The sequence below is a fragment of the Micromonospora sp. IBHARD004 genome (assembly GCF_052814115.1).
On record NZ_CP199934.1, the window covers coordinates 4,917,318 to 4,940,592 of the forward strand.

Annotated in this window: 28 protein-coding genes; 1 reads left to right on the forward strand and 27 read right to left on the reverse strand. The window is 74.5% G+C overall.

The window, feature by feature from the left end; all coding sequences use genetic code 11:
* Positions 1-55: 55 nt before the first annotated feature.
* The 11 genes from ACTWO6_RS23900 to hisD all read right to left on the reverse strand — a co-directional run bounded on the left by ACTWO6_RS23900 (position 56) and on the right by hisD (position 7,569).
* The gene (locus tag ACTWO6_RS23900; protein WP_446216032.1) at positions 56-1,054 is read right to left on the reverse strand and encodes an NADP-dependent oxidoreductase; all 999 of its coding nucleotides are present in this window, start codon (positions 1,052-1,054) and stop codon (positions 56-58) included.
* Positions 1,055-1,101: 47 nt separating this feature from the next.
* Positions 1,102-1,533: an organic hydroperoxide resistance protein gene (locus tag ACTWO6_RS23905; protein WP_446216033.1), complete on the reverse strand. Its 432-nt coding sequence runs from the start codon at positions 1,531-1,533 to the stop codon at positions 1,102-1,104.
* A 1-nt stretch (position 1,534) separates the two neighbouring features.
* Positions 1,535-1,981, reverse strand: coding sequence for a MarR family winged helix-turn-helix transcriptional regulator (locus tag ACTWO6_RS23910; RefSeq protein WP_446216034.1), 447 nt, complete (start codon positions 1,979-1,981; stop codon positions 1,535-1,537).
* Positions 1,982-2,074: 93 nt separating this feature from the next.
* The gene (locus ACTWO6_RS23915; RefSeq protein WP_446216035.1) at positions 2,075-2,488 is read right to left on the reverse strand and encodes a RidA family protein; all 414 of its coding nucleotides are present in this window, start codon (positions 2,486-2,488) and stop codon (positions 2,075-2,077) included.
* The gene (priA, locus tag ACTWO6_RS23920) at positions 2,485-3,213 is read right to left on the reverse strand and encodes a bifunctional 1-(5-phosphoribosyl)-5-((5-phosphoribosylamino)methylideneamino)imidazole-4-carboxamide isomerase/phosphoribosylanthranilate isomerase PriA (protein ID WP_446216036.1); all 729 of its coding nucleotides are present in this window, start codon (positions 3,211-3,213) and stop codon (positions 2,485-2,487) included. The genes ACTWO6_RS23915 and priA overlap by 4 nt, the downstream gene beginning before the upstream one ends.
* Before the next feature lie 16 nt (positions 3,214-3,229).
* A complete protein-coding gene (locus ACTWO6_RS23925; RefSeq protein ID WP_446216037.1) occupies positions 3,230-3,553 on the reverse strand; it encodes a hypothetical protein in 324 nt (107 codons plus the stop codon).
* A 55-nt stretch (positions 3,554-3,608) separates the two neighbouring features.
* On the reverse strand, positions 3,609-4,232 hold the full coding sequence (gene hisH / locus ACTWO6_RS23930; protein WP_446216038.1) for an imidazole glycerol phosphate synthase subunit HisH: 624 nt from the start codon (positions 4,230-4,232) through the stop codon (positions 3,609-3,611).
* Positions 4,232-4,390, reverse strand: coding sequence for a hypothetical protein (locus ACTWO6_RS23935; RefSeq protein WP_446216039.1), 159 nt, complete (start codon positions 4,388-4,390; stop codon positions 4,232-4,234). The genes hisH and ACTWO6_RS23935 overlap by 1 nt, the downstream gene beginning before the upstream one ends.
* A 117-nt stretch (positions 4,391-4,507) precedes the next feature.
* On the reverse strand, positions 4,508-5,119 hold the full coding sequence (hisB, locus tag ACTWO6_RS23940) for an imidazoleglycerol-phosphate dehydratase HisB (protein WP_446216040.1): 612 nt from the start codon (positions 5,117-5,119) through the stop codon (positions 4,508-4,510).
* Between the two features lie 45 nt (positions 5,120-5,164).
* Positions 5,165-6,250 (reverse strand): histidinol-phosphate transaminase, encoded by a 1,086-nt coding sequence (locus tag ACTWO6_RS23945; protein WP_446216041.1) that lies wholly within the window; start codon positions 6,248-6,250, stop codon positions 5,165-5,167.
* Positions 6,247-7,569: a histidinol dehydrogenase gene (gene hisD / locus ACTWO6_RS23950; RefSeq protein WP_446216042.1), complete on the reverse strand. Its 1,323-nt coding sequence runs from the start codon at positions 7,567-7,569 to the stop codon at positions 6,247-6,249. Before hisD ends, ACTWO6_RS23945 begins: the two co-directional genes overlap by 4 nt.
* A gap of 218 nt (positions 7,570-7,787) precedes the next feature.
* Here hisD and ACTWO6_RS23955 point away from each other — a divergent pair, with 218 nt between their 5' ends.
* A complete protein-coding gene (locus ACTWO6_RS23955; protein ID WP_446216043.1) occupies positions 7,788-8,471 on the forward strand; it encodes an LON peptidase substrate-binding domain-containing protein in 684 nt (227 codons plus the stop codon).
* On the opposite strand, the gene ACTWO6_RS23960 is transcribed toward ACTWO6_RS23955, so the two are convergent.
* The 16 genes from ACTWO6_RS23960 to murC form a co-directional block, all read right to left on the reverse strand.
* Positions 8,386-9,315: a DUF2567 domain-containing protein gene (locus ACTWO6_RS23960; RefSeq protein WP_446216044.1), complete on the reverse strand. Its 930-nt coding sequence runs from the start codon at positions 9,313-9,315 to the stop codon at positions 8,386-8,388. The genes ACTWO6_RS23955 and ACTWO6_RS23960 overlap by 86 nt on opposite strands.
* Positions 9,316-9,362: 47 nt before the next feature.
* The gene (locus ACTWO6_RS23965) at positions 9,363-10,880 is read right to left on the reverse strand and encodes an AAA family ATPase (protein WP_446216045.1); all 1,518 of its coding nucleotides are present in this window, start codon (positions 10,878-10,880) and stop codon (positions 9,363-9,365) included.
* A 99-nt stretch (positions 10,881-10,979) separates the two neighbouring features.
* Positions 10,980-11,864, reverse strand: a complete 885-nt coding sequence (locus tag ACTWO6_RS23970) for a hypothetical protein (protein ID WP_446216046.1) — start codon at positions 11,862-11,864, stop codon at positions 10,980-10,982.
* 95 nt (positions 11,865-11,959) lie between these two features.
* Entirely contained in the window at positions 11,960-12,904 is a 945-nt protein-coding gene (locus ACTWO6_RS23975) for an RluA family pseudouridine synthase (RefSeq protein ID WP_130338374.1), read from the reverse strand.
* On the reverse strand, positions 12,901-13,524 hold the full coding sequence (gene lspA, locus ACTWO6_RS23980) for a signal peptidase II (RefSeq protein ID WP_446216047.1): 624 nt from the start codon (positions 13,522-13,524) through the stop codon (positions 12,901-12,903). The genes ACTWO6_RS23975 and lspA overlap by 4 nt, the downstream gene beginning before the upstream one ends.
* Positions 13,525-13,590: 66 nt before the next feature.
* Complete coding sequence (locus tag ACTWO6_RS23985; protein ID WP_007463005.1) at positions 13,591-14,010, reverse strand: TraR/DksA family transcriptional regulator; 420 nt, start codon at positions 14,008-14,010, stop codon at positions 13,591-13,593.
* 231 nt (positions 14,011-14,241) lie between these two features.
* The gene (locus ACTWO6_RS23990; RefSeq protein ID WP_446216048.1) at positions 14,242-15,744 is read right to left on the reverse strand and encodes a potassium/proton antiporter; all 1,503 of its coding nucleotides are present in this window, start codon (positions 15,742-15,744) and stop codon (positions 14,242-14,244) included.
* 22 nt (positions 15,745-15,766) lie between these two features.
* Complete coding sequence (locus tag ACTWO6_RS23995) at positions 15,767-16,066, reverse strand: DUF167 domain-containing protein (protein WP_446216049.1); 300 nt, start codon at positions 16,064-16,066, stop codon at positions 15,767-15,769.
* Between the two features lie 12 nt (positions 16,067-16,078).
* Positions 16,079-16,669, reverse strand: coding sequence for a hypothetical protein (locus ACTWO6_RS24000; RefSeq protein WP_446216050.1), 591 nt, complete (start codon positions 16,667-16,669; stop codon positions 16,079-16,081).
* 74 nt (positions 16,670-16,743) lie between these two features.
* Positions 16,744-17,547, reverse strand: coding sequence for a DivIVA domain-containing protein (locus ACTWO6_RS24005; protein WP_446216051.1), 804 nt, complete (start codon positions 17,545-17,547; stop codon positions 16,744-16,746).
* A 43-nt stretch (positions 17,548-17,590) separates the two neighbouring features.
* A complete protein-coding gene (locus ACTWO6_RS24010; RefSeq protein WP_130338386.1) occupies positions 17,591-17,896 on the reverse strand; it encodes a YggT family protein in 306 nt (101 codons plus the stop codon).
* 28 nt (positions 17,897-17,924) lie between these two features.
* Entirely contained in the window at positions 17,925-18,620 is a 696-nt protein-coding gene (locus tag ACTWO6_RS24015) for a cell division protein SepF (RefSeq protein WP_446216052.1), read from the reverse strand.
* Between the two features lie 191 nt (positions 18,621-18,811).
* Complete coding sequence (locus tag ACTWO6_RS24020) at positions 18,812-19,564, reverse strand: YggS family pyridoxal phosphate-dependent enzyme (protein WP_446216053.1); 753 nt, start codon at positions 19,562-19,564, stop codon at positions 18,812-18,814.
* A 9-nt stretch (positions 19,565-19,573) separates the two neighbouring features.
* A complete protein-coding gene (gene ftsZ / locus ACTWO6_RS24025; protein ID WP_446216054.1) occupies positions 19,574-20,689 on the reverse strand; it encodes a cell division protein FtsZ in 1,116 nt (371 codons plus the stop codon).
* A 262-nt stretch (positions 20,690-20,951) separates the two neighbouring features.
* Positions 20,952-21,770, reverse strand: coding sequence for a cell division protein FtsQ/DivIB (locus ACTWO6_RS24030; protein ID WP_446216055.1), 819 nt, complete (start codon positions 21,768-21,770; stop codon positions 20,952-20,954).
* Positions 21,767-23,248 (reverse strand): UDP-N-acetylmuramate--L-alanine ligase, encoded by a 1,482-nt coding sequence (murC, locus tag ACTWO6_RS24035; protein ID WP_446216056.1) that lies wholly within the window; start codon positions 23,246-23,248, stop codon positions 21,767-21,769. Before murC ends, ACTWO6_RS24030 begins: the two co-directional genes overlap by 4 nt.
* Between the last annotated feature and the right edge of the window lie 27 nt (positions 23,249-23,275).

The following is a 23,275-nucleotide window of genomic DNA, read 5'->3' on the forward strand; positions in this document are numbered from 1 at the left end:
GCGAACGGCACGGCGGCCGACCCGACCGGGCCGACCGCCGTGACCGAGTTCCGGGTCACACCCGGACGAGCATCTTGCCCAGGTTCTCGCCGCGCAGCACGCCGAGGAACGCATCCGGGGCGTTCTCGATGCCGTCGACGATCGTCTCGTCGTACGAGATCCTGCCGTCGCGCAGCCAGCCGGACATCTCCTGGACGAACTGGTCGCGCAGGTGGCCGTGGTCGCTGACCAGGAAGCCGCGCAGGGTTAGCCGCTTGCCGATGACCAGCGCCAGGTTGCGCGGCGCGGCCGGCGGCTCGCTGGAGTTGTACTGCGCGATCATGCCGCAGATGGCGACCCGGCCGTGCAGGTTCAGCGCGCCGATCGCGGCCTCCAGGTGCTCGGAGCCGACGTTGTCGAAGTACACGTCGATGCCGTCCGGGGCGGCGGCCTTCAGCGAGTCGCGCACCGGCCCGTCGTGGTAGTCGAAGGCGGCGTCGAAGCCGAGCGCCCTGAGCCGCTCGACCTTGGCCGCCGAGCCGGCGCTGCCGATCACCCGGGAGGCGCCCCGGAGCTTGGCGATCTGGCCGACCATGCTGCCCACCGCGCCGGCCGCGCCGGAGACGAAGACGGTCTCGCCGGGCTTCATCGCGGCCACGTCGAGCAGACCGGCGTACGCGGTCAGGCCGGTCATGCCGAGCACGCCCAGGTACGCGCTCACCGGCGCCAGGCTCGGGTCGACCTTGCGGGCCGCCTTCTCGTCGAGCAGCGCGTACTCCCGCCAGCCCAGCCCGTGCAGGACGGTGTCGCCGGGCTTGATCCCCTCGGCCTCGCTGGCCACCACCTCGCCGATCGCGCCGCCGTCGAGCGGGGCGTCGAGCTGGAACGGCGGCACGTACGACTTGACGTCGTTCATCCGGCCCCGCATGTACGGGTCGACCGACATGAACTGGTTGCGGACCACGATCTGGCCCGGGCCCGGGGTGGGCACCTCGGTGGTGACGAGGCGGAAGTTCTCGGCCGTCGGCCAGCCCTGGGGGCGGGAGGCCAGGTGGATCTCACGGTTGGCGCTCATCGGAGTTCGTCCTTTCGTACGCGAGGGGTCGGGGCTGTGGCCGGCGCTCAGGCCGACGCGGCCTCGCGGACGGTGAGGGCGACCTCGATGTTGCCACGGGTCGCGTTCGAGTACGGGCAGACCTGGTGGGCGGCCTCGACCAGCTGCTCGGCGGCGGCGCGCTCGACGGCGGGCAGGTCGACCACGAGGGCGACGGTCAGGCCGAAGCCACCGCTGCCGTTCGGGCCGATGCCCACCTCGGCCTCGACGACCGAGCCGTTGACGTCGGCCTTGGCCCGGCGGGCGACCAGCCGCAGCGCGGAGTGGAAGCAGGCCGCGTAGCCGGCGGCGAAGAGCTGCTCGGGGTTGGCCGCGCCGCCGGCGCCGCCCATCTCCTTCGGGATCGCCAGGTCCAGGTCGAACGTGCCGTCCGAGGTGCGGACGTGGCCGTCCCGGCCGTCGCCGGTGGCGCGGGCGGAGGCGGTGTAGAGCACCTGCATGTCACTGCTCCTTCTGTCGGTGGATCGTCTCGGTGACCCGGGTGAGGGTGTCGCGCAGGTTGATCAGCTCGGCCTCGGTGAGGCCGGTGGCGCGGGCGACCCGCAGCGGCACCTCGTCCATCCGCTGCCGCAGCTCCCGGCCCCGCTCGGTGAGGCCCACCTCCACCCGGCGCTCGTCGCGTGCCGAGCGGCTGCGGACCACCAGGCCCGCCGCCTCGAGGCGCTTGAGCAGCGGGGAGAGGGTGCCGGAGTCGAGCCGGAGCTGGGCGCCGAGTTCGGAGACCGTGGGGGCCTCGTCGCCGCGCTCCCAGAGCACCAGCAGGACCAGGTACTGCGGGTAGGTCAGCCCATGCTCGTCGAGGATGGGCCGGTAGACGTCGGTGAGGGCGCGCGACGCCGCGTAGAGGGCGAAGCACACCTGCCGGCGCAGCACCAGATCATCGGTCACGTCGAAAACCGTAGCGTCCAATAAAGTTGTGCACAACCGATCGGGGTGGTGGTGTGACCGCGCCCACCCGCCGTCCGGTCGGGGCGGCCGGGGTCACCGGTCGCCGAGCCAGGCCTCCAACTCGACCTCCACCAGGTGCTCCGGGTCGATCAGCCCGGCCACCACCACCATCGTCGCCGCCGGGCGGACCGCCCCGAAGACCGCGTTGTGCGCCCGGCCCACCTCGTCGGCGTAGCTCCGGTCGGTCACGTACATCCGGGTCCGGACCACGTCGGCCAGCTCCGCGCCCACCTCGGCCAGCGCGTCCAGGCCGATCCGCAGCGCCTGGGCGGTCTGCGCCGCGGCGTCCCCGACGTGCGCCACCCGGCCGTCGACGGTCGACGTGCAACCCGCCGTCCAGGCCAGGTTCCCGGCCCGGACCACCCGCGAGTAGCCGTAGACGGCCTCCCACGGGCCACCCGAACCGAGCCGGGTCACGGCCGCGCCGTCCCCCGCGACGGCCGTCACCCGGCGGCCCGCAGCGTCTCCAGCGCCTCGGCCACGGTGAACGCGCCCGAGTAGAGCGCCTTGCCGGTGATCACGCCCTCCACGCCGACGGGCTCCAGGCCGGCCAGCGCGCGCAGGTCGTCGAGCGTCGAGACGCCGCCGGAGGCGATCACCGGGCCGTCGGTGCGGGAGCAGACCTCGCGCAGCAGGTCCAGGTTCGGCCCGCGCATCGTGCCGTCCTTGGTGATGTCGGTGACCACGTAGCGGGAGGCACCGGCCTTGTCGAGCCGCTCCAGCACCTCGTACAGGTCACCGCCGTCGCGGGTCCAGCCCCGCGCCGAGAGGGTACGACCCCGCACGTCCAGCCCGATCGCCACCCGGTCGCCGTACTCGCCGCAGACCCGGTCGCACCACTCCGGGTCCTCCAGCGCGGCGGTGCCGATGTTGACCCGGGCCGCGCCGGTGCCCAGCGCCGCGTGCAGCGACTCGTCGTCCCGGATCCCGCCGGAGAGTTCGACCTTGACGTCGAGCTGCCGCACCACCTCGGCGAGCAGGTGCGCGTTGGTGCCCCGGCCGAACGCGGCGTCCAGGTCGACCAGGTGGATCCACTCCGCGCCGTCGGACTGCCAGGCCAGCGCGGCCTCCAGCGGGTCCCCGTAGGTGGTCTCGCTACCGGCGGCGCCCTGCAGGAGCCGGACGGCCTGGCCGTCGGCGACGTCCACGGCGGGCAACAGGATGAGGCTCAACGCTCTTCTCCTCGCTTCAGGTACGACGGTCCAGGGCGATCACCACGATCGCCGGCAGGACCAGCAGTAACAACACGATCAACGCCAGTCGCAGCGCCAGGTCGTCCACGAAATACCAGATCCCGGCCAGCGTCGCCCCGGTGAGCAGCACGATCGCGGCCCGCTCGCCCCGGGTGTGCCGGGCCAGCCGGCCGGTGCGGCCCCGCCGCACCTTCGGCGTCAGCCGGCGTACGACGGCGCGACGGCGCTCCCGGCGGGCCACCCGGCGGCGGCGGACGGCGCGTTCGGCCTCCAGCTCGGCCTGGCGGGCCGCCCGACGGCGGGCCCGCTCCTTGCTCACCGGCCCACCATGGTTCGCGACTGCGGGGCTCGCAGACCCGGCTCGCTCCTCGCGCTCACAGGGTGGCGAGCCAGTTGCGCAGCAGCGCGGCGCCGGTGTCCGCCGACTTCTCCGGGTGGAACTGGGCGGCCGACAACGGGCCCCGCTCCACGGCCGCCACGAAGTCGGTGCCGTGGTGCGCGGTGGTGACCTTCGCGCCCGCGGCGGCCAGCCCGGCCACGTCGTTCACCCCGTACGAGTGGACGAAGTAGAACCGGCTGTCGGCGGGCAGACCGGCGAACAGCACCGAGCCCTCCGGTGGCCGCACCGTGTTCCAGCCCATGTGCGGCAGCCGCTCGGCGGGCAGCTTCGTCACCCCGCCGGGTAGCAGCCCGAGCCCCTTGGTCACCACGCCGTGCTCGTCACCGTGCTCGAAGAGCACCTGCATGCCGACGCAGATGCCGAGCACCGGACGGCCGGCTCCCACCCGCTCGGCGATCACCGGACCGGCGCCGAGCGCCTCGATCCCCGCCATGCAGGCGGCGAACGCGCCCACCCCCGGCACCACCAGGCCCTCCGCCTCGGCGGCGGCGGCCAGGTCGTCGGTCACCGTGACGTCCGCGCCGGCCCGCTCCAGGGCGCGCTCGGCCGAACGCAGGTTGCCCGAGCCGTAGTCGAGCACCACGATCCGCGTGGTCATCAGCCCTCCCCGGGCAGCAGCCAGAGCAGCCCGCCGGCGGTGGCCAGCGCGGCCAGCACCCCGGTGACCACCACCGCGGCCCGCGCCGCGCCCTGCTTCTGCAACGACCAGGTCCCGCCGACCAGCACGCCGGCCAGAATCAACAGCACGGTCCCCATCAGTGCCGTCCTTCATTCGCGACTGCGGTGCTCCGCTGCGCTGCGCTCCTCGCGCTCATCAGTGCCATCCTTCATTCGCGACTGCGGTGCTCCGCTGCGCTGCGCTCCGCGCGCTCATCAGAGCGCGCCCTTGGTGCTGGGGATCGCCCCGGCGTTGCGCGGGTCGATCGCGGTGGCCTCGCGCAGCGCGCGGGAGACCGCCTTGAACTGGGCCTCGACCACGTGGTGGGCGTCCGGGTGGCCGCCGGGCCGGGCCGCCCGCAGCACGTCCACGTGCAGGGTGATCCGGGCCGCCTGGCCGAACGACTCCCAGATGTGCCGGGTCATGCTGGTCGGGTAGACCGGCCCGATGTACGGCGCGAGCGCCGGCTCGTCGTGCAGCACGTACGGCCGGCCGGAGAGGTCGACCGCGGCCCGGACCAGGACCTCGTCCATCGGGACGGTGGCCGAGCCGTACCGCCGAATGCCGGCCTTGTCCCCCAGCGCCTGGTCGAACGCGGCGCCCAGGGCGAGCGCGGTGTCCTCCATGGTGTGGTGGGCGTCGATCTCCAGGTCGCCGACGGTGCGCACGGTCAGGTCGAAGCCGCCGTGCCGGGCGATCTGGTTGAGCATGTGGTCGTAGAAGCCGACGCCGGTCTCGATCTCGGACTTGCCGGTGCCGTCGAGGTCGATCTCGACGAGGACCTTGGTCTCCTTGGTGATCCGCTCCACCCGGGCGGTCCGGCTCATGCTGTGCAACCTTTCGTTCGCGACTGCGGGGCTCGCGAGAGCGGCTCACTCCTCGCGCTCACGGACCTTCTCCATCGCTGAGAGGAAGGCGTCGGTCTCGGCGGGGGTGCCGGCGGTGACCCGCAGCCAGCCGGGCAGGCCGACGTCGCGGACCAGCACGCCGGCGTCGAGCAGGATGCGCCAGGCGGCGGCCTGGTCGCCGCCCACCTCGAAGAGCACGAAGTTGGCGTCGCTGTCGGCGACCCGGTGGCCCCGGGCGCGCAGCTCGCCGACGATCCGGTCGCGCTGCGCCATGATCGCGGTGACCGTACCGAGCAGGGCGTCGCGGTGCGCCAGCGCCGCCCGGGCCGCGGCCTGGGTGAGCGCGGAGAGGTGGTACGGCAGCCGGACCAGCTGGACCGCCTGCACCACGGCCGGGTCGGCGGCCAGGTAGCCCAGCCGCCCGCCGGCGAAGCCGAACGCCTTGCTCATCGTCCGGGTGACCACCAGCCGTGGGTGGCCGGACAGCACCGCCAGGGCGCTGACCGTGCCGGGGCGGGCGAACTCGGCGTACGCCTCGTCCACCACCACCATGCCGGGCGCCTCGTCGAGCACCGCCGCGACCACCGCCGGGTCGAGGGCGGTGCCGGTCGGATTGTTCGGCGAGCAGAGGAAGACCACGTCCGGGCGGTGCGCGCGGACCTGGGCCACCGCGTCGGCGGCGGTCAGCCCGAAGTCGGCGCCGCGCGCGGCCGGGATCCAGCCGGTGCCGGTGCCGAGCGCCAGCAGCGGGTGCATCGAGTACGCCGGGGTGAACCCGAGCGCGGTCCGCCCCGGGCCGCCGAACGCCTGGAGCAGCTGCTGCTGGATCTCGTTGGACCCGTTGGCCGCCCAGACCTGGTCGACGGTGAGCCCGTGGCCCAGGTAGCCGGCCAGGTCGGCGCGGAGCGCCACGGCGTCCCGGTCCGGGTAGCGGTTGAGGTCGCGCAGCTCGGCCGCGACGGCCTTGCCGATCGCGTCCACCACCGGCTCGGGCACCGGGTAGGAGTTCTCGTTGGTGTTCAGCCGCACCGGCACGTCGAGCTGCGGCGCCCCGTACGGCTTCAGCCCGCGCAGGTCGTCGCGGAGCGGCAGGTCGTCCAGCGTCGTCACGATCTCTCCTCGGCGAAGCGGGCGCTGACCGCCTGGCCGTGCGCCGGCAGGTCCTCCACGGTCGCCAGGATGACCACGTGCGGGGCGACGTCGCGCAGCGCGTCCCGGGTGTACTCCACCAGGTGGACGCCGCGCAGGAAGGACTGCACCGACAGGCCCGAGGAGTGCCGGGCGCAGCCGCCGGTGGGCAGCACGTGGTTGGAGCCGGCGCAGTAGTCGCCGAGCGACACCGGCGACCAGGCGCCGACGAAGATCGCCCCGGCGTTGCGGACCCGCAGTGCCCACTCCCGGGCGTTCTCGGTCTGGATCTCCAGGTGCTCGGCCGCGTACGCGTCGACCACCCGCAGCCCGTCGGCCAGGTCGTCGACCAGGACGATGCCGCTCTGCTCGCCGGTGAGCGCCGTGGTGACCCGCTCGACGTGCTTGGTGGCCGGCACCTGCCGGGCCAGCTCCCGCTCGACCGCGTCGGCGAGGGCGACCGACGGGGTGACCAGCACGCTGGCGGCCAGGGGGTCGTGCTCGGCCTGGCTGATCAGGTCGGCGGCGACGTGCGCCGGGTCGGCGGTGTCGTCGGCGAGGATGGCGATCTCGGTCGGGCCGGCCTCGGCGTCGATGCCGACCACGCCGCGCAGCAGCCGCTTCGCGGCGGTCACCCAGATGTTGCCCGGGCCGGTGATCATGTCGACCGGGTCGCAGCGCTCCGCGCCGTCCGGGTCGACGGTCGCGCCGTACGCGAGCATCGCCACCGCCTGGGCGCCGCCGACGGCGTAGACCTCGTCGACGCCGAGCAGCGCGCAGGCCGCGAGGACACGCTGGTCGGGCAGGCCGCCGTTGTCCCGCTGCGGCGGGCTGACCACCACCAGGGAGCGGACCCCGGCCGCCTGGGCGGGGACCACGTTCATCACCACGGTCGACGGGTACATCGCCAGGCCGCCCGGGACGTACAGGCCGACCCGGTCGACCGGCACCCAGCGCTCGGTCACCGTGCCGCCGGGCACCACCTGCGTGGTGTGGTCGGTGCGCCGCTGGTCGGCGTGGACCTTGCGGGCCCGGGTGATCGACTCCAGCAGCGCGGCGCGGACCTGCGGGTCGAGGGTCCCCTCGGCCTCCTTGATCGCCTCGGCGGGCACCCGCAGGCGCTCCGGGGAGATGCCGTCGAACCGCTCGCTCGCCTCCCGGATCGCCGGGTAACCATGCTCCCCGACCGCCTCCACCAGCGGGCGGATCCGCTCGACGGCCACCGACACGTCGAGCTGGGCACGGGGCAGCAGGTGGCGTGGGTCACGCACCCCGCCGCGCAGGTCGATCCGATTCAGCACCCTTGCGAGTCTAGGCGGCCCGTCCGGAGCCGACCCGCGCCGCCCGTACGCCGGGACGGTGAGCCGGGACACGCCGACGGGTCTCGATCGAACTGAGGCGCTGTCGATGAACGCCGCCGCGTTGCCCGCCGTTGGCAAAGTGTCGTACGGGGGATGTCGACCGCGGTTCATGCCTCGTCGTCTGGATCCTTCAGTGGAAACCGCACTACGCTCGACGCGTGACTGCGCGGCTGCCGGTGTTTCCGCTCGGAACGGTGCTCTTCCCGGGGCTGGTGCTGCCGCTGCACATATTCGAGGAGCGCTACCGGGAGTTGGTGCGCCACCTGGTCGGGCTGCCCGAGGGGGCGCCGCGCGAGTTCGGCGTGGTGGCGATCCGGGCCGGCTGGGAGGTCACCCCGACGCCCGGCGGCGGGGACGTGACGCTGCACGAGGTGGGCTGCACCGCCGAGCTGCGGCAGGTCACCGAGCTGGCCGACGGCGGTTTCGACATCGTCACCGTCGGCCGGCGGCGGTTCCGGATCGCCGACGTCGACGACCGCTCGGCGCCGTACCTCACCGCAGCGGTGGAGTGGCTGCCCGAGCCGACCGGCACGGACGAGGTCGCCGACCTGCTCGCCGCCCGGGTGATCTCGGTCTTCCGGCAGTACCTGGGACTGATCCGGCCGGACCCGCAGGAGATCTCCGAGCAGCTGCCGGAGGACCCGACGGTGCTGTCGCACCTGGTCGCGGCCACCGCCGCGCTGACGGTCGCCGACCGGCAGCGGCTGCTCGACATCGACGACACCGCCGGCCGGCTCCGCGCCGAGCTGCGACTGCTCAACCGCGAGGCGGCTCTGCTGCGTCAGGTCCGGGCGGTTCCGGTGCCGCTGAGCGAGCTGGCCGGTCCGCCGGCGCCGAACTGAGCCCCTCCGCCGGGCCGACGCCCCAGCCACCGGCCGCCGTCGCCGCCGGCGGCGGCCAGGCCCCGTAGAGCTGCGGCTCCGGGCGCAGCGACGGCCAGCGCGACCAGCCGGCCAGCAGGGTGTACGTCACCGCGGCGCCGAACGCGGGCAGCAGCAGGTTGCCGTAGGGGACGACGAACCATTCCAATCCGCCGGCCCGCAGGTCGGCCGGCTTGGTGAAGGCCTGGCCGTCCGGGGCGGTCTCCAGCAGCCGCTGGTAGGTCGAGAGCCCGATCCGCCGGCCGACCTGCCAGGCCACCACCGCCGCGCCGAGGCCGCCCAACGTGCCGGCGAGCAGCCCGACCGGGCCCCGGCGGCGGCGCAGCAGGAACCACAGGGCGATTGCGGCGAGCACGCCGAAGCCGAGTCCGAGCAGGCTGAACCAGCCGTCGGCGGCGATCGGCTGCTCCGGCTGGGGCGTGGCGTAGATCGCCCCCTCGGCGGTCTTCACGACCGGGATGTCCGGCGCGACGGCCGCCCAGAGCAGCCCCAGCGGGGCGCCCAGGACGGCCAGCAGGAGCGCCACCCCCAGCGTCAGCCCGACCGTCCGGCGGACCCCGGGGGCGGGTCGGGCGGTCACGGCGGGCCCGCCGGGCCCGGCGACCGTCGCCGGGCGGTGCTCGGCTCCCGGGCCGGCCCAGGCGAACGGGTCGGCGCCGGGCGCGCCGGCCGGGGTGCCGGCCGGCACCGGCAGGCCGGCGGGTGGGTACCCGGCCGGCTGCCCGGGCTCGGGCTCGGCGCCGGCGCGACCGGGCTCGCCGGGCCGGTGCGCGGCCCGCTCGGGATCAGGGGTGTCCGAACTCACCCGATGATCCTCTCAGGCGGCGGTCAGTCGTGGGGCGGCGGTGGCGGTCAGCGGGCGAACGGCTCCAGCATCACCGCGGCGGCCTTGAGCCAGGCCTGCCTGGTCTCCGGCTGGAGCTGGTGGTACTCGATCGAGGAGCCGGTCTCCAGCGCCGGGTCGTACGGCACCACGGCGACCGCCCGGGTCCGGGTGGCGAAGTGCCGCTCCAGGTCGTCCTGGAGCGACGAGCGGCCCGGTGTCGGGCAGGAGATCAGGGTGACCGCGTTGTCGGCCAGCTCCCCCATCCCCACCTCGTGCAGCAGGTCGAGCATCCAGTCCGCGCTGAACGCGGCGTCCTCGCGCGGCACGGTGGTCACCACGAGCTGGTCGGCGGCCTGCATGACGGTCCGCCAGTTCGAGCTCTCCACGTTGTTGCCGGTGTCCACGCAGACCACGTCGTGGGTACGCCGCAGCAGCTCCAGCACCCGCTTGACGGTGAACTGGTCCAGCCGCTGGGCGAACCGGGGGCTCTCCTCCCCGGCCAGCACGTCGTACGAGCCGTCGGAGGCGTGCCGCAGGTAGTCGTCGAGGTGCTCCAGCAGGGTCTCGCCCTCCAGGATCTCGATCTGGGCGAGGTCGTGGACCAGGTGCCGGATGGTCCGGGCGTGCCGGGCGCTGCCGGCGCGCAGGCCGAGGGTGCCGCGCAGCTCGTTGTCGTCCCAGGCGAGCACCCCGCGACCGCGGACGCTGCCCACGGTGGCGGCGGCGAGCACGGTGGCGGTGGTCTTGTGCACCCCGCCCTTCGGGTTGGCGAAGGCGAGCACCCGGGGGGTGCCCAGCTCGCGGCGGAGCACGCCGGCGGCCCGGTCCAGCTCGCTCTCCGGGACGGGGGCCCGCCACTCGACCCGGGCCGGCGCGATCCGGGCCGGGTAGGAGTCGGCGATCGCCGGCTGCTGGTACCCGGCCGGCGCCGGGGCGACCGGCTCCGGCGGCTGGTGGGCGGGCTCGGGCTGCTGGTACGTCTCCGGCCGGTAGCCGCCGTTGTCCAGCAGCGCGTACCGGGACTCGACCTGCGGGGGCTCGTGCTGGTAGCCGTTGTCCAGGGCCGCGTACCGGGACTCGACGGAGGCGGACCCCCGGCGCGGCTCCCGGTCGGGGTAGCCCGCTTCGGGCTCCGCCCGGTACGGCGGCTCGGCCCGGTAGGCCGGCTCCGCGGCGTAGCCGGGCTCCGCCGGATAGGCCGGCTCAGCGCCGTAGGCCGGCTCCGCCCGGTAGCGCGGCTCGGCCTGGTACCCGGGGTCCACCCGGTAGGCCGGCTCGACCTTGTAGGTCGCCTCGACGCGGTAGGCCGGCTCGGCGCCGTACGACAGCTCGGCGGGGTGCCCGATCGCCCGCGCCCGCCCGGACCAGCCGTTGCCCTCGCCGCGCCGGGGCGGCGCCTCGGGAGGCGGCGCGGCCGGCTCCTCGGCGCGGCGGTCGACCTCGGCCTGCTCCGCGCCGCGGCCGAGCCGGGCCCGGTCGAGCAGCGCCCGCCACCGCGGTGCCGGCTCAGCCTGCCGACCCCAGCCGGTTTCGCTGCCGTCCAAGGCTCGCCCTCCCCAGCCACATCGATCTCCGCCTGACAGGCTACGAACGAAACCCTATTCGGACCACACCTGTCCGCGCACATCCCCCGGTGGGCATACTCACCGGTGAGCCCCCGGTGAACCCCCGCCGGCCGCGTCCGGGGAGGTCGGGGCGGTGCTGGGCGGCGTTCCGCCCGGTGTGGACCCGGCGGAGCCCGGTGAGGAGTCGCTCACCGTCGGTGCGGCTTCCGACGAATCGGCCACCGCCGGGGCGCTCCCGGCCGGCGTGGCGGGCGCCAGCCCCGCGTCGGCCGGCGGCCGGGCGACGTCACGCTGCTCGGGCAGCGGTGGGGTGAAGACCGTCCGGTCCAGCCGGCTCACCTCCGGGGCCGGGTCGACGGCCCGCACCCCGGGCCGGGCGGCCAGGCCGCGCAGCGCGACCGACGTGGCGCGGGTCACCGCCGCGTACACGCAGGCGCACGCCGACCGGTACGCCGCGGCCTCCTCGGCCGCGACCCGCGCGCCGGTGTCGTACAGCCGGCGCAGCTCGGCGTCGGCGGACGCGGCCGGGGCGGCGGCGCGCGCCCGGTAGTCGGCGGCCTCCCCGTCCTTGCGGGCGGCCACCTCGGCCATCCCGGCGACCACGTCCTGCGGTACGCGCAGCGCGGCCATCCGGACGATCTCGGTCTGCCGGCCGGGCAGCGGTACCCGGGCCACCACCGCCGAGACCGGCGTCGCGCCGAGCGTCGCCGCGACCCGCTGCGGGGTCAGGTACGCCGAGAAGGAGACCAGCGCGTACGTGCCGGGCGCCGGTCCGGTGGGGTCGGTCAGCCGGGCCAGCTCGTCGGCGGCGACGCGCAGGTACGCCGGCACCGGGTCGCCGGCCGCCACGCCGACCCGGGTGACCTCGCCGACGGTGCGGTCGCCCACCGGCTCGCGCTGCCCGGCCCGGGCGGCGGCGAACAGCACCGCGACCGCGCAGAGCAGCGCCACCCAGGTCAGCACCGCGGACCTCGACGGCCCAGGGCGCGGGCGCGGCGGTCGGTCGGCGGGCACGGGTCATCCCCTCGTCGGGCGGTCGGTAAGTCGGCGCGGCGGGGTCAGTCGCGCAGGATCTCCAGCGCGCGCGCCAGGTCCTCCGGGTATTCGCTGACGAAGGTCACCTCGTCGCCGGTACGCGGGTGCGCGAAGCTCAGCGAGCGGGCGTGCAGCCATTGCCGGCTCAGCCCGAGCCGGGCCGAGAGGGTCGGGTCGGCGCCGTACGTGATGTCCCCGACGCACGGGTGGCGCAGGGTCGAGAAGTGCACCCGGATCTGGTGGGTGCGTCCCGTCTCCAGCCGGACGTCGAGCAGGCTCGCCGCCGGGAACGCCTCCAGCGTGTCGTAGTGGGTGATGCTCGGCTTGCCCCCGGTGACCACCGCCCAGCGGTAGTCGTGGTGCGGGTGCCGGTCGATCGGCGCGTCGATGGTGCCGCGCAGCGGGTCCGGGTGGCCCTGCACCACGGCGTGGTAGCGCTTCTCCACCTCGCGGTACTTGAAGGCCCGCTTCAACGCGGTGTACGCCTGCTCGCTCTTGGCCACCGCCATGATCCCGGTGGTGCCCACGTCGAGCCGGTGCACCACGCCCTGGCGCTCGGCGGCGCCGCTGGTGGAGATCCGGTGGCCGATCGCGGCGAGGGCGCCGATCACCGTCGGGCCGGTCCAGCCGGGGCTGGGATGGGCGGCGACGCCGACCGGCTTGTCCACCACCACGATGTCGTCGTCGGCGTAGACCACGGTCAGGCCGGGCACGGCCTGCGGGACCACGGTCGGCGGGGCGACCGGGGCGGGCAGGGTCACCTCCAGCCAGGAGCCGGCCTTGACCTTGTGCGAGTTGGCCCGGACGGTGCCGTCGACCAGCGCGTCCCCGGCGTCGACCAGCGCCGCGGCGGCCGTCCGGGAGAGCCCGAAGAGCCGGGACACGGCCTGGTCCAGCCGCATCCCGTCGAGGCCGTCCGGCACGGGCAGGGAGCGGTGGTCGCCGCCGGCGGCGAAGGCCGAGGTCATGCCCGCCCCCGCTGCTCGCTGCCGGCGGTTGCCCCGTCGCCGGACTCCGCCACGGCGGTCGGCTCGTCGCCGGCCCGGCGGCCGTCGCGCTGCCGGCCGGTCAGCTCCAGCAGCACGGCGAGGAGCACGCCGCAGACCAGCGAGCTGTCGGCCAGGTTGAACACCGGCCAGACCTGCCCGTACGGGTCGAAGAGGCTGATCATGTCGACCACGTGCCCGATGAAGTGGCCGGGCGCGCGGAAGATCCGGTCGGTGAGGTTGCCGAGCGCCCCGCCCAGCACCAGGCCGAGGGAGACCGCCCACGGCACCGACCGCAACCGCACGGCCATCCAGGCGATCCAGCCGATCACCCCGATGGTGATCAGCGGGAATACCCAGGTGTGGTCGGAGCCGATGCTCCACGCCGCCCCGCTGTTGCGGGTCAGCGTCAGGTAGACGGCGCCACCGAGCAGCGATACCGGCCCCCGGCCGGTGAGCGCGCTGAGCGCGAGCTGCTTGGTGACCAGGTCGGCCAGGAGCGCGACCAGGGCGACGCCGAGGAGGACCCCGACCGCCCGACGTCGGGGCGTGCCGCCGCCCGACTCAGCGGTGCCGGCTCCGGCGGGCGGTGCTGCGGTCATCTGCTCCCCATCGACGCTCTCGGCGGTGATCGCTCACCGTCTCCACTCCGCCGCCGGGGAGCGGGCCTAGCGCCGCTCCTCCAGCTGCTTGCAGGTCACGCAGAGGGTGGCCGACGGGAAGGCGGCGAGCCGCTCCACCGGGATGGGGTTGCCGCACCGCTCGCACCAGCCGTAACCACCCTCGTCGAGCCGCTCCAGGGCCCGCTCGACCTGCGTGATCCGTTCCAGAATGCTGTTGGCGAGTGAGATCTCCTGCTCGCGCTCGAACGTCTTGGTGCCCGTGTCGGCCTGGTCGTCCCCGGCCGAGTCGGTCAGCCGGTCGCGCTGCAGCTCGGTGATCTCGCTCAGCGTCTGATCGTACTCGGCTCGCAGCTCGTCCCGCCGGGCCGCCAGGGCCGCCCGGATCTTCTCGGTCTCCGCCGCGCTGCGGGTGGCCTTCGCCACCGGCTTGCGGCCGGCGGTCCTGGTATCGGCTGGCTTCGCCATCGTCAGCTCCCTCGGCCGCGGGATGCGCGGCGGTCGGCGGTGCGGTGCCTGGGCAGGGGCCACCGGCCTCGGCGTCCCCCATGTACGAAACGGGCGCACGGCGACCAGGGCCGCGCACTCCGGAGGGTGGCAAGAATACGGAACGTACAGGCGTCCGACAACGTGCCGCACCGTTGCTCCGCGATTCAGCCCCGAACAGCCACCAATTAGGGCAAAGGGAACGCTAGCAGATTATTCGTCCCGGTCCTCGCCGTACTCGCCAAACCACCGGGCCAGCCGGCCCCGGCGGCTGACCGCCCGCAACCGCCGCTCCACCTCGTCCCGGACCCCAGCGGCGGCGACGATGAGCAGACTGTCGCCGACCTTCAACCGGGTGTCCGGCCCGGGCACGAAACCCGACCCGTCGCGCAGCACCAGGGTCACCGAGGCGCCCACCGGCAGCCGCAGCTCGTCCACGTGCACCCCGCCGAGCCGGGAGCCCGGCGGCACCTCCAGCTGGAGCAGGTCCGCCCGCATCCGCTCCAGCGGGGCCGTCTCGACCCGGATCTCGGCCGCCTCGGCCGGAGCGGTCACCCGGAGCCGGCGCGCCGCCGGGGCGAGGGTCCCGGCCTGCACCAGCGTGAAGATCACCACCAGCACGAAGACCGCGTCGAAGAGCTGCTCCGCGCCCGGGACCCGCTCGGAGAGCGGGATGGTGGCCAGCACGATCGGCACCGCGCCGCGCAGCCCGGCCCAGGACAGGAACGCCTGCTCGCGCAGGTTGAACCGGAACGGCAGCGCGGAGACCGCCACCGACAGCGGCCGGGCGGCCAGCACCAGGGCCAGGCCGGCCACCACCGCCGGCAGCACCGCGGCGTCCAGCCGGCCCGGCGACACCAGCAGGCCGAGCAGCACGAAGAGGCCGATCTGGGCCAGCCAGGCCAGCCCGTCGGCGAAGCCCAGGATGGCCTGGCGGTGCGGCAGCCGGGCGTTGCCGAGCAGCACCCCGGCGACGTACACGGCGAGGAAGCCGGAGGCGTGCAGCACCGCTCCGGCGGCGTACGCGAGCACGGTGAAGCCGACCACCGCGATCGGGTAGAGGCCCGCCGAGGGCAGCGCGGCCCGGCGCAGCGCCCACCGACCGGCGATCCCGGCCGCCACCCCGACCGCCGCGCCGGCGCCCAGCTCGTACCCGACCAGGAGGACCTCGTACCACCAGGGGTGGGCGGCGGGAGCGGCCCGGGACAGCAGCACCACCAGGATCACCACCGGGGCGTCGTTCATGCCCGACTCGGCCTCCAGGGTGGCCACCAGCCGGGGCGGCAGGCGCAGCCGGCGCAGGGTGGCGAAGACGGCCGCCGCGTCGGTGGAGGAGAGCACCGCGCCGTAGAGCAGCGCCAACCGCCAGTCCAGGCCGAGCAGCAGGTGCACGACCAGCCCGACGACCACGATGCTGACCACCACGCCGACCGTGGAGAGCGCGGCGGCCAGCCCGAGCACCGGACGCAGGGTGCTCCACCGGGCGCTCAGCCCGCCCTCCGCGATGATCACGATGAGCGCGCAGAACCCGAGCACCCGGGTCAGCTCGACGTCGTCGAAGCGGATCCCCAGGCCCGCCTCGCCGATCGCCACCCCGAGCGCGAGGTAGACCAGGAGACTGGGCACCCCGAGCCGGGTGGAGAAGCGCACCGCGCCCACCGCCACCAGCAGGACGGCCGCGCCGAGCAGCAGCGCGAGATCCAGCCCGGGGGTCATCCGCGGCCGGCCCGGTCTGCCGTCACTCGGCCGATCCGTCGCGCAGCCGGCGCAGCACCCCGGGCAGCTCCGACGGCGGGCGCTCGACCAGGAAGAGCTTGTCGCGGCTGGCCGCGCCGGTGCGCAGCGAGACCGCCGCCGCCCGGACGCCGAGCGCGTCCGCGAGGGCGCGGCGGGCCGCCTCGGTGGCCCGGCCGTCGACCGCCGGGGCGTTCACGGCGATCACCAGGGCCGGCCCGTGCGGACCGTCGAAGCGGCCGCCGACCCGGGCCCGGGAGACGCCGGGCTTCACCCGTACCGCGACGGTGAGCGTGTCGTCCATGGGAACCGGCACTCAGCTCGGTCGCGAGTCGGCGAGCAGCGCGGTGGCCGGGGCGCACCGGGCGCACGGGGTGAAGCCCAGCTCGACCGCCTCGGCCACCGGAATCCGGGACGGCACCCGGTCGAGCAGGTGCGGGCAACTGGCGAGGTGGTACCGCGGCCGGCCCTGCACCACGTGGACCGGGGTGGCCAGTCGGGCGACGAGCGCCTCGTCGTCGGGCCGGACCTGCTGGGCGTCCGGTTCGTCGAGCGGCTCGTCGGCGCCGGGCCCCGGGGCCGGCCGTGGCCGCAGGTCGGAGCCCGACGGCGCACCGGGTGGTTGCCGCCACCCGGTGCCAACCGTCGGAGGGACGTGCTGCAGCGGAATCTCTGGCTGCCCGACGCCCGCGCCGTACGCCATGCGCGGCCCTGCCGGCCCGGCCGGACGCGTCCGGCCGGTCGCCGCCCGGGTGGCGGCTGCCTGGCGGGCACCCACGACGAGGGCGACGGCGGCCAGCAGGCTGGCCGCGATGGAGGTGATCAGCAGCGGGCTTGACCCGCCGGCCAACCCGGCCACCAGGAGCACGGCGGCGACGAGGATGAGCAGGATGCTGGCGACTGTCACGGCTCACCCCCGCCGCATCGGGTCGGTCTGCGAACGGTCGGCGGCCATCGCGGGGACGGCCGCCGACGGCGGGATCAGCGGCCGGGCTCCAGCGAGCCCGAGCGACCGCCACCGTACGAGCCGGCGAGGCTGGCGGCGGCGAGGCCGTTGTTGCCACCACCGGAGCGATTGCCCTCGGTGCGGTTGACCTCGGCCTCCAGGCCCTGGGCCCGGCCGTCGAGGTCCCGCAGCTGGCTCTCCAGGTACGCCTTGAGCCGGGTGCGGTACTCCCGCTCGAACTGCTTGAGCTCCTCGATGTGCTTCTGCAGCGCGGTGCGCTTGGCGTCGAGGCCGCCCATGGCTTCCTGGTGCCGCTGGCGGGCGTCGCGCTCCAGCGCGTCGGCCTTGGCGCGGGCCTCGCGGGTGACCTCCTCGGCCTTGGAACGGGCCTCGGAGAGCAGCTGGTCGGCCTCGCGACGGGCGTCCGACACGTGGTCGTCGGCGGTGCGCTGGGCCATCATCAGCACCCGCAGCGCCTGCTGCTCGCCGTCACCGCCGACGGCCGGGCCGCCCTGGGCGCGGACCTGCTCCAGCTCGGCCTGCATCGCCCGGGCCGCCTGCTCGGCGGCCGCCTTGTCGCGCTGCACCCGGTCCAGCTGGGCCTTGACGTCGTTGAGCTCGGCCGCGAGACGGGGGTCGCCGCCGGGACCGGCGGGGGCGGGGCCGCGACCGCCGCGCTCCACCTGGGCGCGCAGCTCGTTGTTCTCCTCGATCAGACGGGCGAGCTCGCGCTCGACCTCGTCCAGGAAGGCGTCGACCTCCTCCTCGTCATACCCCCGCTTGCCGATCGGCGGCTTTTTGAAGGCGACGTTGTGTACGTCGGCCGGGGTCAGCGGCATCGAAACTCCTCGGGTCAGTTGCGGCCGCGAAAGCGCGCGCTGGTCAGGAGAAGTTCCTGATCAGCCGGTCTAACACGAACTCCATCAGCACGAACAGGATAACCAGGAGCACAAGGGAAGCCAGGTCGATGCTCACGGTACCAATCCGCAGCGGAGGGATCACACGCCTCAACGTCCGCAGAGGCGGATCAGTGACGCTCCACACCAATTCCAGTCCCGCCGATGCTCCACGGCCCGGTTGCCAGCGGCGACCGTATGCGAGGACGGCCCCAAGGACAAATCGGGCCAGAAGCACAAGCAGGAAGAAATAGGTGAGCAGATACAGCACCTGGAACAGGATCGACAACACGGCAGGCGACGTCCCTCGGTCGGGCGGGCTAGCTCAGGCTGAAAAAGCCGCCCTCAGCAATCTTGGCCTTGTCCTCCGCGGTGACCTGGACATTGGCCGGTGAGAGCAGGAACACCCGGTTGGTCACGCGCTCGATCGTACCGCGCAGTCCGAACGCCAGCCCGGCGGCGAAGTCGACCAGTCGGCGGGCGTCCGCCTCGTCCATCTCGGTGAGGTTGATGATCACGGGCACGCCGTCGCGGAAGTGCTCGCCGATGGTGCGCGCCTCCCGATAGGTGGTGGGGTGCAGCGTGGTGATCTGGTAGCGCTGCTCCTCCTCCGCCACCACGGCCCGCTCGCGGGGCTGGACCTGCGGCGCCAGGGCGAGGTTGTCCCGGGTGTGGTACGTCAGCGCGCCCGACGTCTCCCCGGCCCCCGACCGGGTGATCGACCGGACGCTCGACCGCTCGACCCGCTCCGGCCGCTCGCTCTCGGCGCGGTCGGCCTCCGCCGCGCGACTCGAGGCGCGCTCGGTCAGCCGACCCCGGTCGCCGACCCGGGACCGCGTCGCCGGCGGCTCCTCGGACTCGTCGTCCTCCTCGTCGGCGAACTCCTCGGAGTAACGACTCGACCGGTAGCGCGAGTCACGGTAGCCACCCTTGTCGTAGCCACCGTCCTCGTAGGCCCGCTCGTCGTCCTCTTCGACCAGACCGAGCCAGACCCCCGCCTTGCGCAGTGCACCCATCCCGCGCCCTTCCGTCCGCCGTGCGGCACGCGCCCCCGTGCCGTATCGCTTGATCACTAGTGGACAACGATGCCCACCGGACCGGATCGGCAATCCCCTGGCGCGCGATTCGCGGTCCGCCCGCCATGGCCCCCGACAACGGGATGCCGTTCCTAACAACACTGATGTAATTTGCTTCTTTCGCGGTCAGGCTACCGCAGCGTGCGGCGCATTCCGAGCAACGCGCTGCCGACGCGGACATGTGTCGCGCCGTACCCGATCGCGATTTCCAGATCCCCGCTCATTCCGGCCGACAGCATGGTCGCCGCCGGATGCCGCCGGCGGAACCACTCCGCCACCTCGGCCAGCCGGGCGAACGCCCGCTCCGGCTCCCAGCCCAGCGGCGCCACCGCCATCAGCCCGCCCAGCCGCAGCGCCCCCGCGCCGGCCACCGCCTCCGCCACCGGGCCGAGGCCGCGGTCCGGGTCGGTCGAGTCCGGCAGCGCCCCGCCCCGGGCCGGGTCCCCGTCGATGCTGACCTGGACCAGCACGTCCAGCGGCCGGTCCCGGTCCGGGCTGGCCGCCGCCGCGGCGTCCAGCGCCCCGGCCAGCCGGACGCTGTCGACCGACTGCACGACGTCGGCGTACCGGACCACCGAGCGGCACTTGTTGCGCTGCAACTGGCCGATGAAGTGCCAGCGCGGCGTCACCCCGGCCGCCGCCACCTCGGCGGCCTTGGCGGCCGCCTCCTGGTCGCGGTTCTCCCCCATGTCGGCGACGCCGAGCGCCGCCAGCGCGACCACGTCGCCGGCCGGGTAGGTCTTGGTCACCGCGATCATGGTGACCTCGGCGCGGTCCCGGCCGGCGGCGGCGCAGGCGTCGGCGATCCGGGCCCGCACCCGGGCGAGCCCGGCCGTGAGCTCGGCACGCCGGTCCGGTCGTACCGTGGCTGGTGTCTCCGTCATCGGCGCGGCTCAGGAGCCGTTCTTGAGGAAGTCCGGCACGTCCACGTCGTCGAAGAGCACCCGGCGCGGCGACTGCTGCGGCGCCGCCGTGGTGGCCGGCGGCGCGACCGGCGTGCCGGACTGCGCCGGCTGGTTCTGGTTCGGCTTGCGGGTCGGCTCGGCCGCCTTGTAGGCGGGCGTGCCCCCGTCGAAGCCGGCCGCGATCACGGTGACCCGGACCTCGTCGCCGAGCGCGTCGTCGATCACCGCGCCGAAGATGATGTTGGCTTCCGGATGGGCCGCGTCGGTGACCAGCTGCGCGGCGTCGTTGATCTCGAACAGGCCCAGGTCGGACCCGCCGGCGATGGAGAGCAGCACGCCGCGGGCGCCGTCCATGCTCTGCTCCAGCAGCGGGCTGGAGATGGCCGCCTCGGCCGCCTCGACCGCGCGGTTCTCGCCGCGGGCGCTGCCGATGCCCATCAGCGCGCTGCCCGCGCCGCTCATCACGCTCTTGACGTCGGCGAAGTCCAGGTTGATCAGACCCGGGGTGGTGATCAGGTCGGTGATGCCCTGGACACCGGAGAGGAGCACCTGGTCGGCGGTCCGGAAGGCGTCCATCATGGAGATGTTGCGGTCGCCGAGCGCGAGCAGCCGGTCGTTCGGAATGACGATCAGCGTGTCGCACTGGTTGCGCAGCTCGTCGATGCCGGACTCGGCCTGCACCTGGCGGCGCTTGCCCTCGAACGAGAACGGCCGGGTCACCACGCCGATGGTCAGCGCGCCGAGCTTGCGGGCGATGTTCGCCACCACCGGCGCGCCGCCGGTGCCGGTGCCGCCGCCCTCGCCGCAGGTCACGAAGACCATGTCGGCGCCCTTGAGCACCTCCTCGATCTCGTCGCGGTGGTCCTCGGCGGCGTTCTTGCCGACGTCCGGGTTCGCCCCGGCGCCGAGCCCCCGGGTCAGCTCCCGGCCCACGTCGAGCTTGACGTCGGCGTCGCTCATCAGCAGCGCCTGCGCGTCGGTGTTGATCGCGATGAACTCGACGCCCTTGAGCCCAACCTCGATCATCCGGTTGACGGCGTTCACGCCGCCACCCCCGATGCCGACGACCTTGATGACCGCCAGGTAGTTGTGCGGAGGTGTCATCTCCGGTCCTTTCCCTTCGAGATTGGCATGGGCCGACCCCACACGGCTTGGCCAGACCGGCGGTCGACGCAGTTCCCAGCGAGGGCGTGGGTCGAAACCCTCACCCTCTACTAGAGGCTTACAGTTATGTCAACCACTGATCCTCTTCGGGGCAACGTAAGCGCCTCCACGCCGAGAGCCAAGGACCCGCCCGGCGTGTCGCCGCCCATAGCGGGACGAGTCACGTTCCGCCCGCCGCCGGACACCCCCGCTGCCCGGCGGATCACTGGAAGGTGACCACGTCCGGCGCGCTCACGTCGATGGTGTCGGCCTGCCGACCGAGCAGCGCGGTCGCCACCCGCGACTTGTCCGCCCCCCGGGTGGCGTCCCCCCAGACCACCGTCCGGTCGTGCCGCAGCCGCAGCGTGATCCGGGCCAGCCCGGCCACGTCCACCGAGACCAGCTCGGCGCGGAGCTGCGGGCTGAGCACGGCGAGCACCGCCAGCCCCGCCCGGGTGCCCGGGTCGTCCGGCCCCGGCCGGCCGACCTGGACCAGCGGCAGCGCGTCCGGGGCCCGGGGCACGGTCCGGAAGACCACGCCGGCGCGGTCGATCACGGCGAACTGCTCCCCCTGCGGCACCGCCGCCACGGCCGTCCGCTCCACCACCCGGATCACCAGCGTGCCCGGCCAGTCCCGGGACACCGACGCGCGCTCCACCGGCGCCAGCGCGCCGACCCGCCGGGCGGTCGCCGTCAGGTCCACCCGGGCGAGGGGCTGGTCGTCCGGGACCGCCGCCGCGTCCCGCACCTCGACCGGGGTGACCAGCTTCGCGCCGACCACCCGGACCTCGCGGACGCCGAACAGGCCGGTGCCCAGCACGGTCCAGGCGACCAGCCCGGTCAGCGCGAGCACCCCGACCGTGACCGCCCAGGGCAGGGCGGCCCGCATCCGGCGCTGCCGCGCCCGGGCCATGAACCGGCGGGTGGACGGCGGGACCGCGTCGGTGCCGGCCCGGACCAGCTGCCAGCGCCGCACCGGTCCGCGCCGGCCGGCGCCGCCGTCCGGGCCGGGTGTCCGGCCCCGGGCCGGGCCGGGACTCATCCGGCCGTGGCGGCCGCGCCGTCCGTGTCGACGGCGGCGCCCATGGCCGTCGCGCCGCCGGTCCGGGCCAGCAGCGCGTCGAGCAGCTGGTCGCCCATCAGCGAGATGGGCGGCGCGCCCATGGTCACCACGACGTCGCCCGGTCGGGCCCGGCGGGCCACCTCGGCCGGCACCTCGTCCCACGAGTCGACGAAGACCTTGCGGTCGGCCGGCAGCGGCACCGCCTCGATCAGCGCGGCCGAGCCCTCGCCGGGCTGGCGCAGCTCACCCGGGCCGAAGACCTCGAGCAGCACCAGCTCGTCGGCGATGCCGAGCGCCGCGGCGATCTCGGCCTGCAGGTCCCGGGTGCGGTACAGCCGGTACGGCTGGAAGACCACGATCAACCGGCCCTCGCCGGCCACCTCGCGCAGCGTCTGCAGGGCCAGCGTCATCGAGGTCGGGTGGTACGCGTACTCGTCGTAGACCAGCACGCCGTCCGCGACGCCCTTGCGCTCGAAGCGCCGCCGGACGCCGGGGAACGCGCCCAGCGCGGCCTCCGCCGCCTCGACCGGCAGCCCCAGCAGGTACGCGGCGAGCACCGCGGAGGCGCTGTTGAGCCCCATGTGCCGGCCCGGGAGCGGCAGCCGGATCTCGCCCAGCGAGCGGCCATCGATCTCGGCCAGGTAGCGCACCCCCTGCGCGGAGGAGGTCATCTCGCTCAGCCGCAGGTCGGCGTCGGGCGACTCGCCGTACGTCCACACCCGGCGGCCCTCGGCGCGCAGCGTCGCGGCCAGCCGCCGGCCGCCCGCGTCGTCGGCGCAGGTGATGATGAACCCGTCCGGGTCGGTGAGCCGGGCGAACTCGGCGAACGTCGCCTCCAGGTTCGCCAGGTCGCCGTACGTGTTGAGGTGGTCCGCCTCGATGTTGGTGATGATCGAGACGTACGGCCGGTAGATCAGGAAGGAGCGGTCGCTCTCGTCCGCCTCGACCACGAAGTACTCGCCGGTGCCGTGGTGCGCGCCGGAGCCCACCTCGGAGATCTCCCCGCCGATCACGAAGGACGGGTCGGCGCCGGCCTGCTGGAGCACCATGGTCACCATCGAGGTGGTGGTGGTCTTGCCGTGGGTGCCGGCGACCGCCACCGTCCGCCGGCCGGTCATCGCCGCCGCCAGGGCCTCGGAGCGGTGCAGCACCCGCAGCCCGCGCCGGCGCGCCTCGACCATCTCCAGGTGGTCCTGCGGGATGGCCGAGGAGTAGACCACGGTGTCCACGCCGTCGAGGTTGGACACCTCGTGGCTCATGTGGATCGTGCCGCCGAGCGCCCGCAGGCCGGCCAGGGACGGCCACTCCCGCAGCTCGCTGCCGGAGACCGGCAGCCCCCGGGTGAGGAAGAGCCGGGCCAGGCCGCTCATGCCGACCCCGCCCACCCCGATCAGGTGGATCCGGCCCAGGTCCTCCGCGGTCAGCGTGCCGGCGGGGGTGAACTGCGCGGTGTTCATTCCGAGTACCTTCCCGTCGCGGTGGCC

Coding starts and splice junctions, on each gene's coding strand:
- ACTWO6_RS24015 (WP_446216052.1), bottom strand. CDS start 18,620: ATGGGTGCACTGCGCAAGGCGGGGGTCTGGCTCGGTCTGGTCGAAGAG.
- ACTWO6_RS23975 (WP_130338374.1), bottom strand. CDS start 12,904: ATGACCTCGGCCTTCGCCGCCGGCGGCGACCACCGCTCCCTGCCCGTG.
- ACTWO6_RS24005 (WP_446216051.1), bottom strand. CDS start 17,547: ATGCCGCTGACCCCGGCCGACGTACACAACGTCGCCTTCAAAAAGCCG.
- ACTWO6_RS23995 (WP_446216049.1), bottom strand. CDS start 16,066: ATGGACGACACGCTCACCGTCGCGGTACGGGTGAAGCCCGGCGTCTCC.
- ACTWO6_RS24020 (WP_446216053.1), bottom strand. CDS start 19,564: ATGACGGAGACACCAGCCACGGTACGACCGGACCGGCGTGCCGAGCTC.
- hisB (WP_446216040.1), bottom strand. CDS start 5,119: ATGAGCCGGACCGCCCGGGTGGAGCGGATCACCAAGGAGACCAAGGTC.
- lspA (WP_446216047.1), bottom strand. CDS start 13,524: ATGACCGCAGCACCGCCCGCCGGAGCCGGCACCGCTGAGTCGGGCGGC.
- ACTWO6_RS23990 (WP_446216048.1), bottom strand. CDS start 15,744: ATGACCCCCGGGCTGGATCTCGCGCTGCTGCTCGGCGCGGCCGTCCTG.
- ACTWO6_RS23935 (WP_446216039.1), bottom strand. CDS start 4,390: ATGGGGACCGTGCTGTTGATTCTGGCCGGCGTGCTGGTCGGCGGGACC.
- ACTWO6_RS23900 (WP_446216032.1), bottom strand. CDS start 1,054: ATGAGCGCCAACCGTGAGATCCACCTGGCCTCCCGCCCCCAGGGCTGG.
- murC (WP_446216056.1), bottom strand. CDS start 23,248: ATGAACACCGCGCAGTTCACCCCCGCCGGCACGCTGACCGCGGAGGAC.
- hisH (WP_446216038.1), bottom strand. CDS start 4,232: ATGACCACGCGGATCGTGGTGCTCGACTACGGCTCGGGCAACCTGCGT.
- ACTWO6_RS24030 (WP_446216055.1), bottom strand. CDS start 21,770: ATGAGTCCCGGCCCGGCCCGGGGCCGGACACCCGGCCCGGACGGCGGC.
- ftsZ (WP_446216054.1), bottom strand. CDS start 20,689: ATGACACCTCCGCACAACTACCTGGCGGTCATCAAGGTCGTCGGCATC.
- ACTWO6_RS23905 (WP_446216033.1), bottom strand. CDS start 1,533: ATGCAGGTGCTCTACACCGCCTCCGCCCGCGCCACCGGCGACGGCCGG.
- ACTWO6_RS23985 (WP_007463005.1), bottom strand. CDS start 14,010: ATGGCGAAGCCAGCCGATACCAGGACCGCCGGCCGCAAGCCGGTGGCG.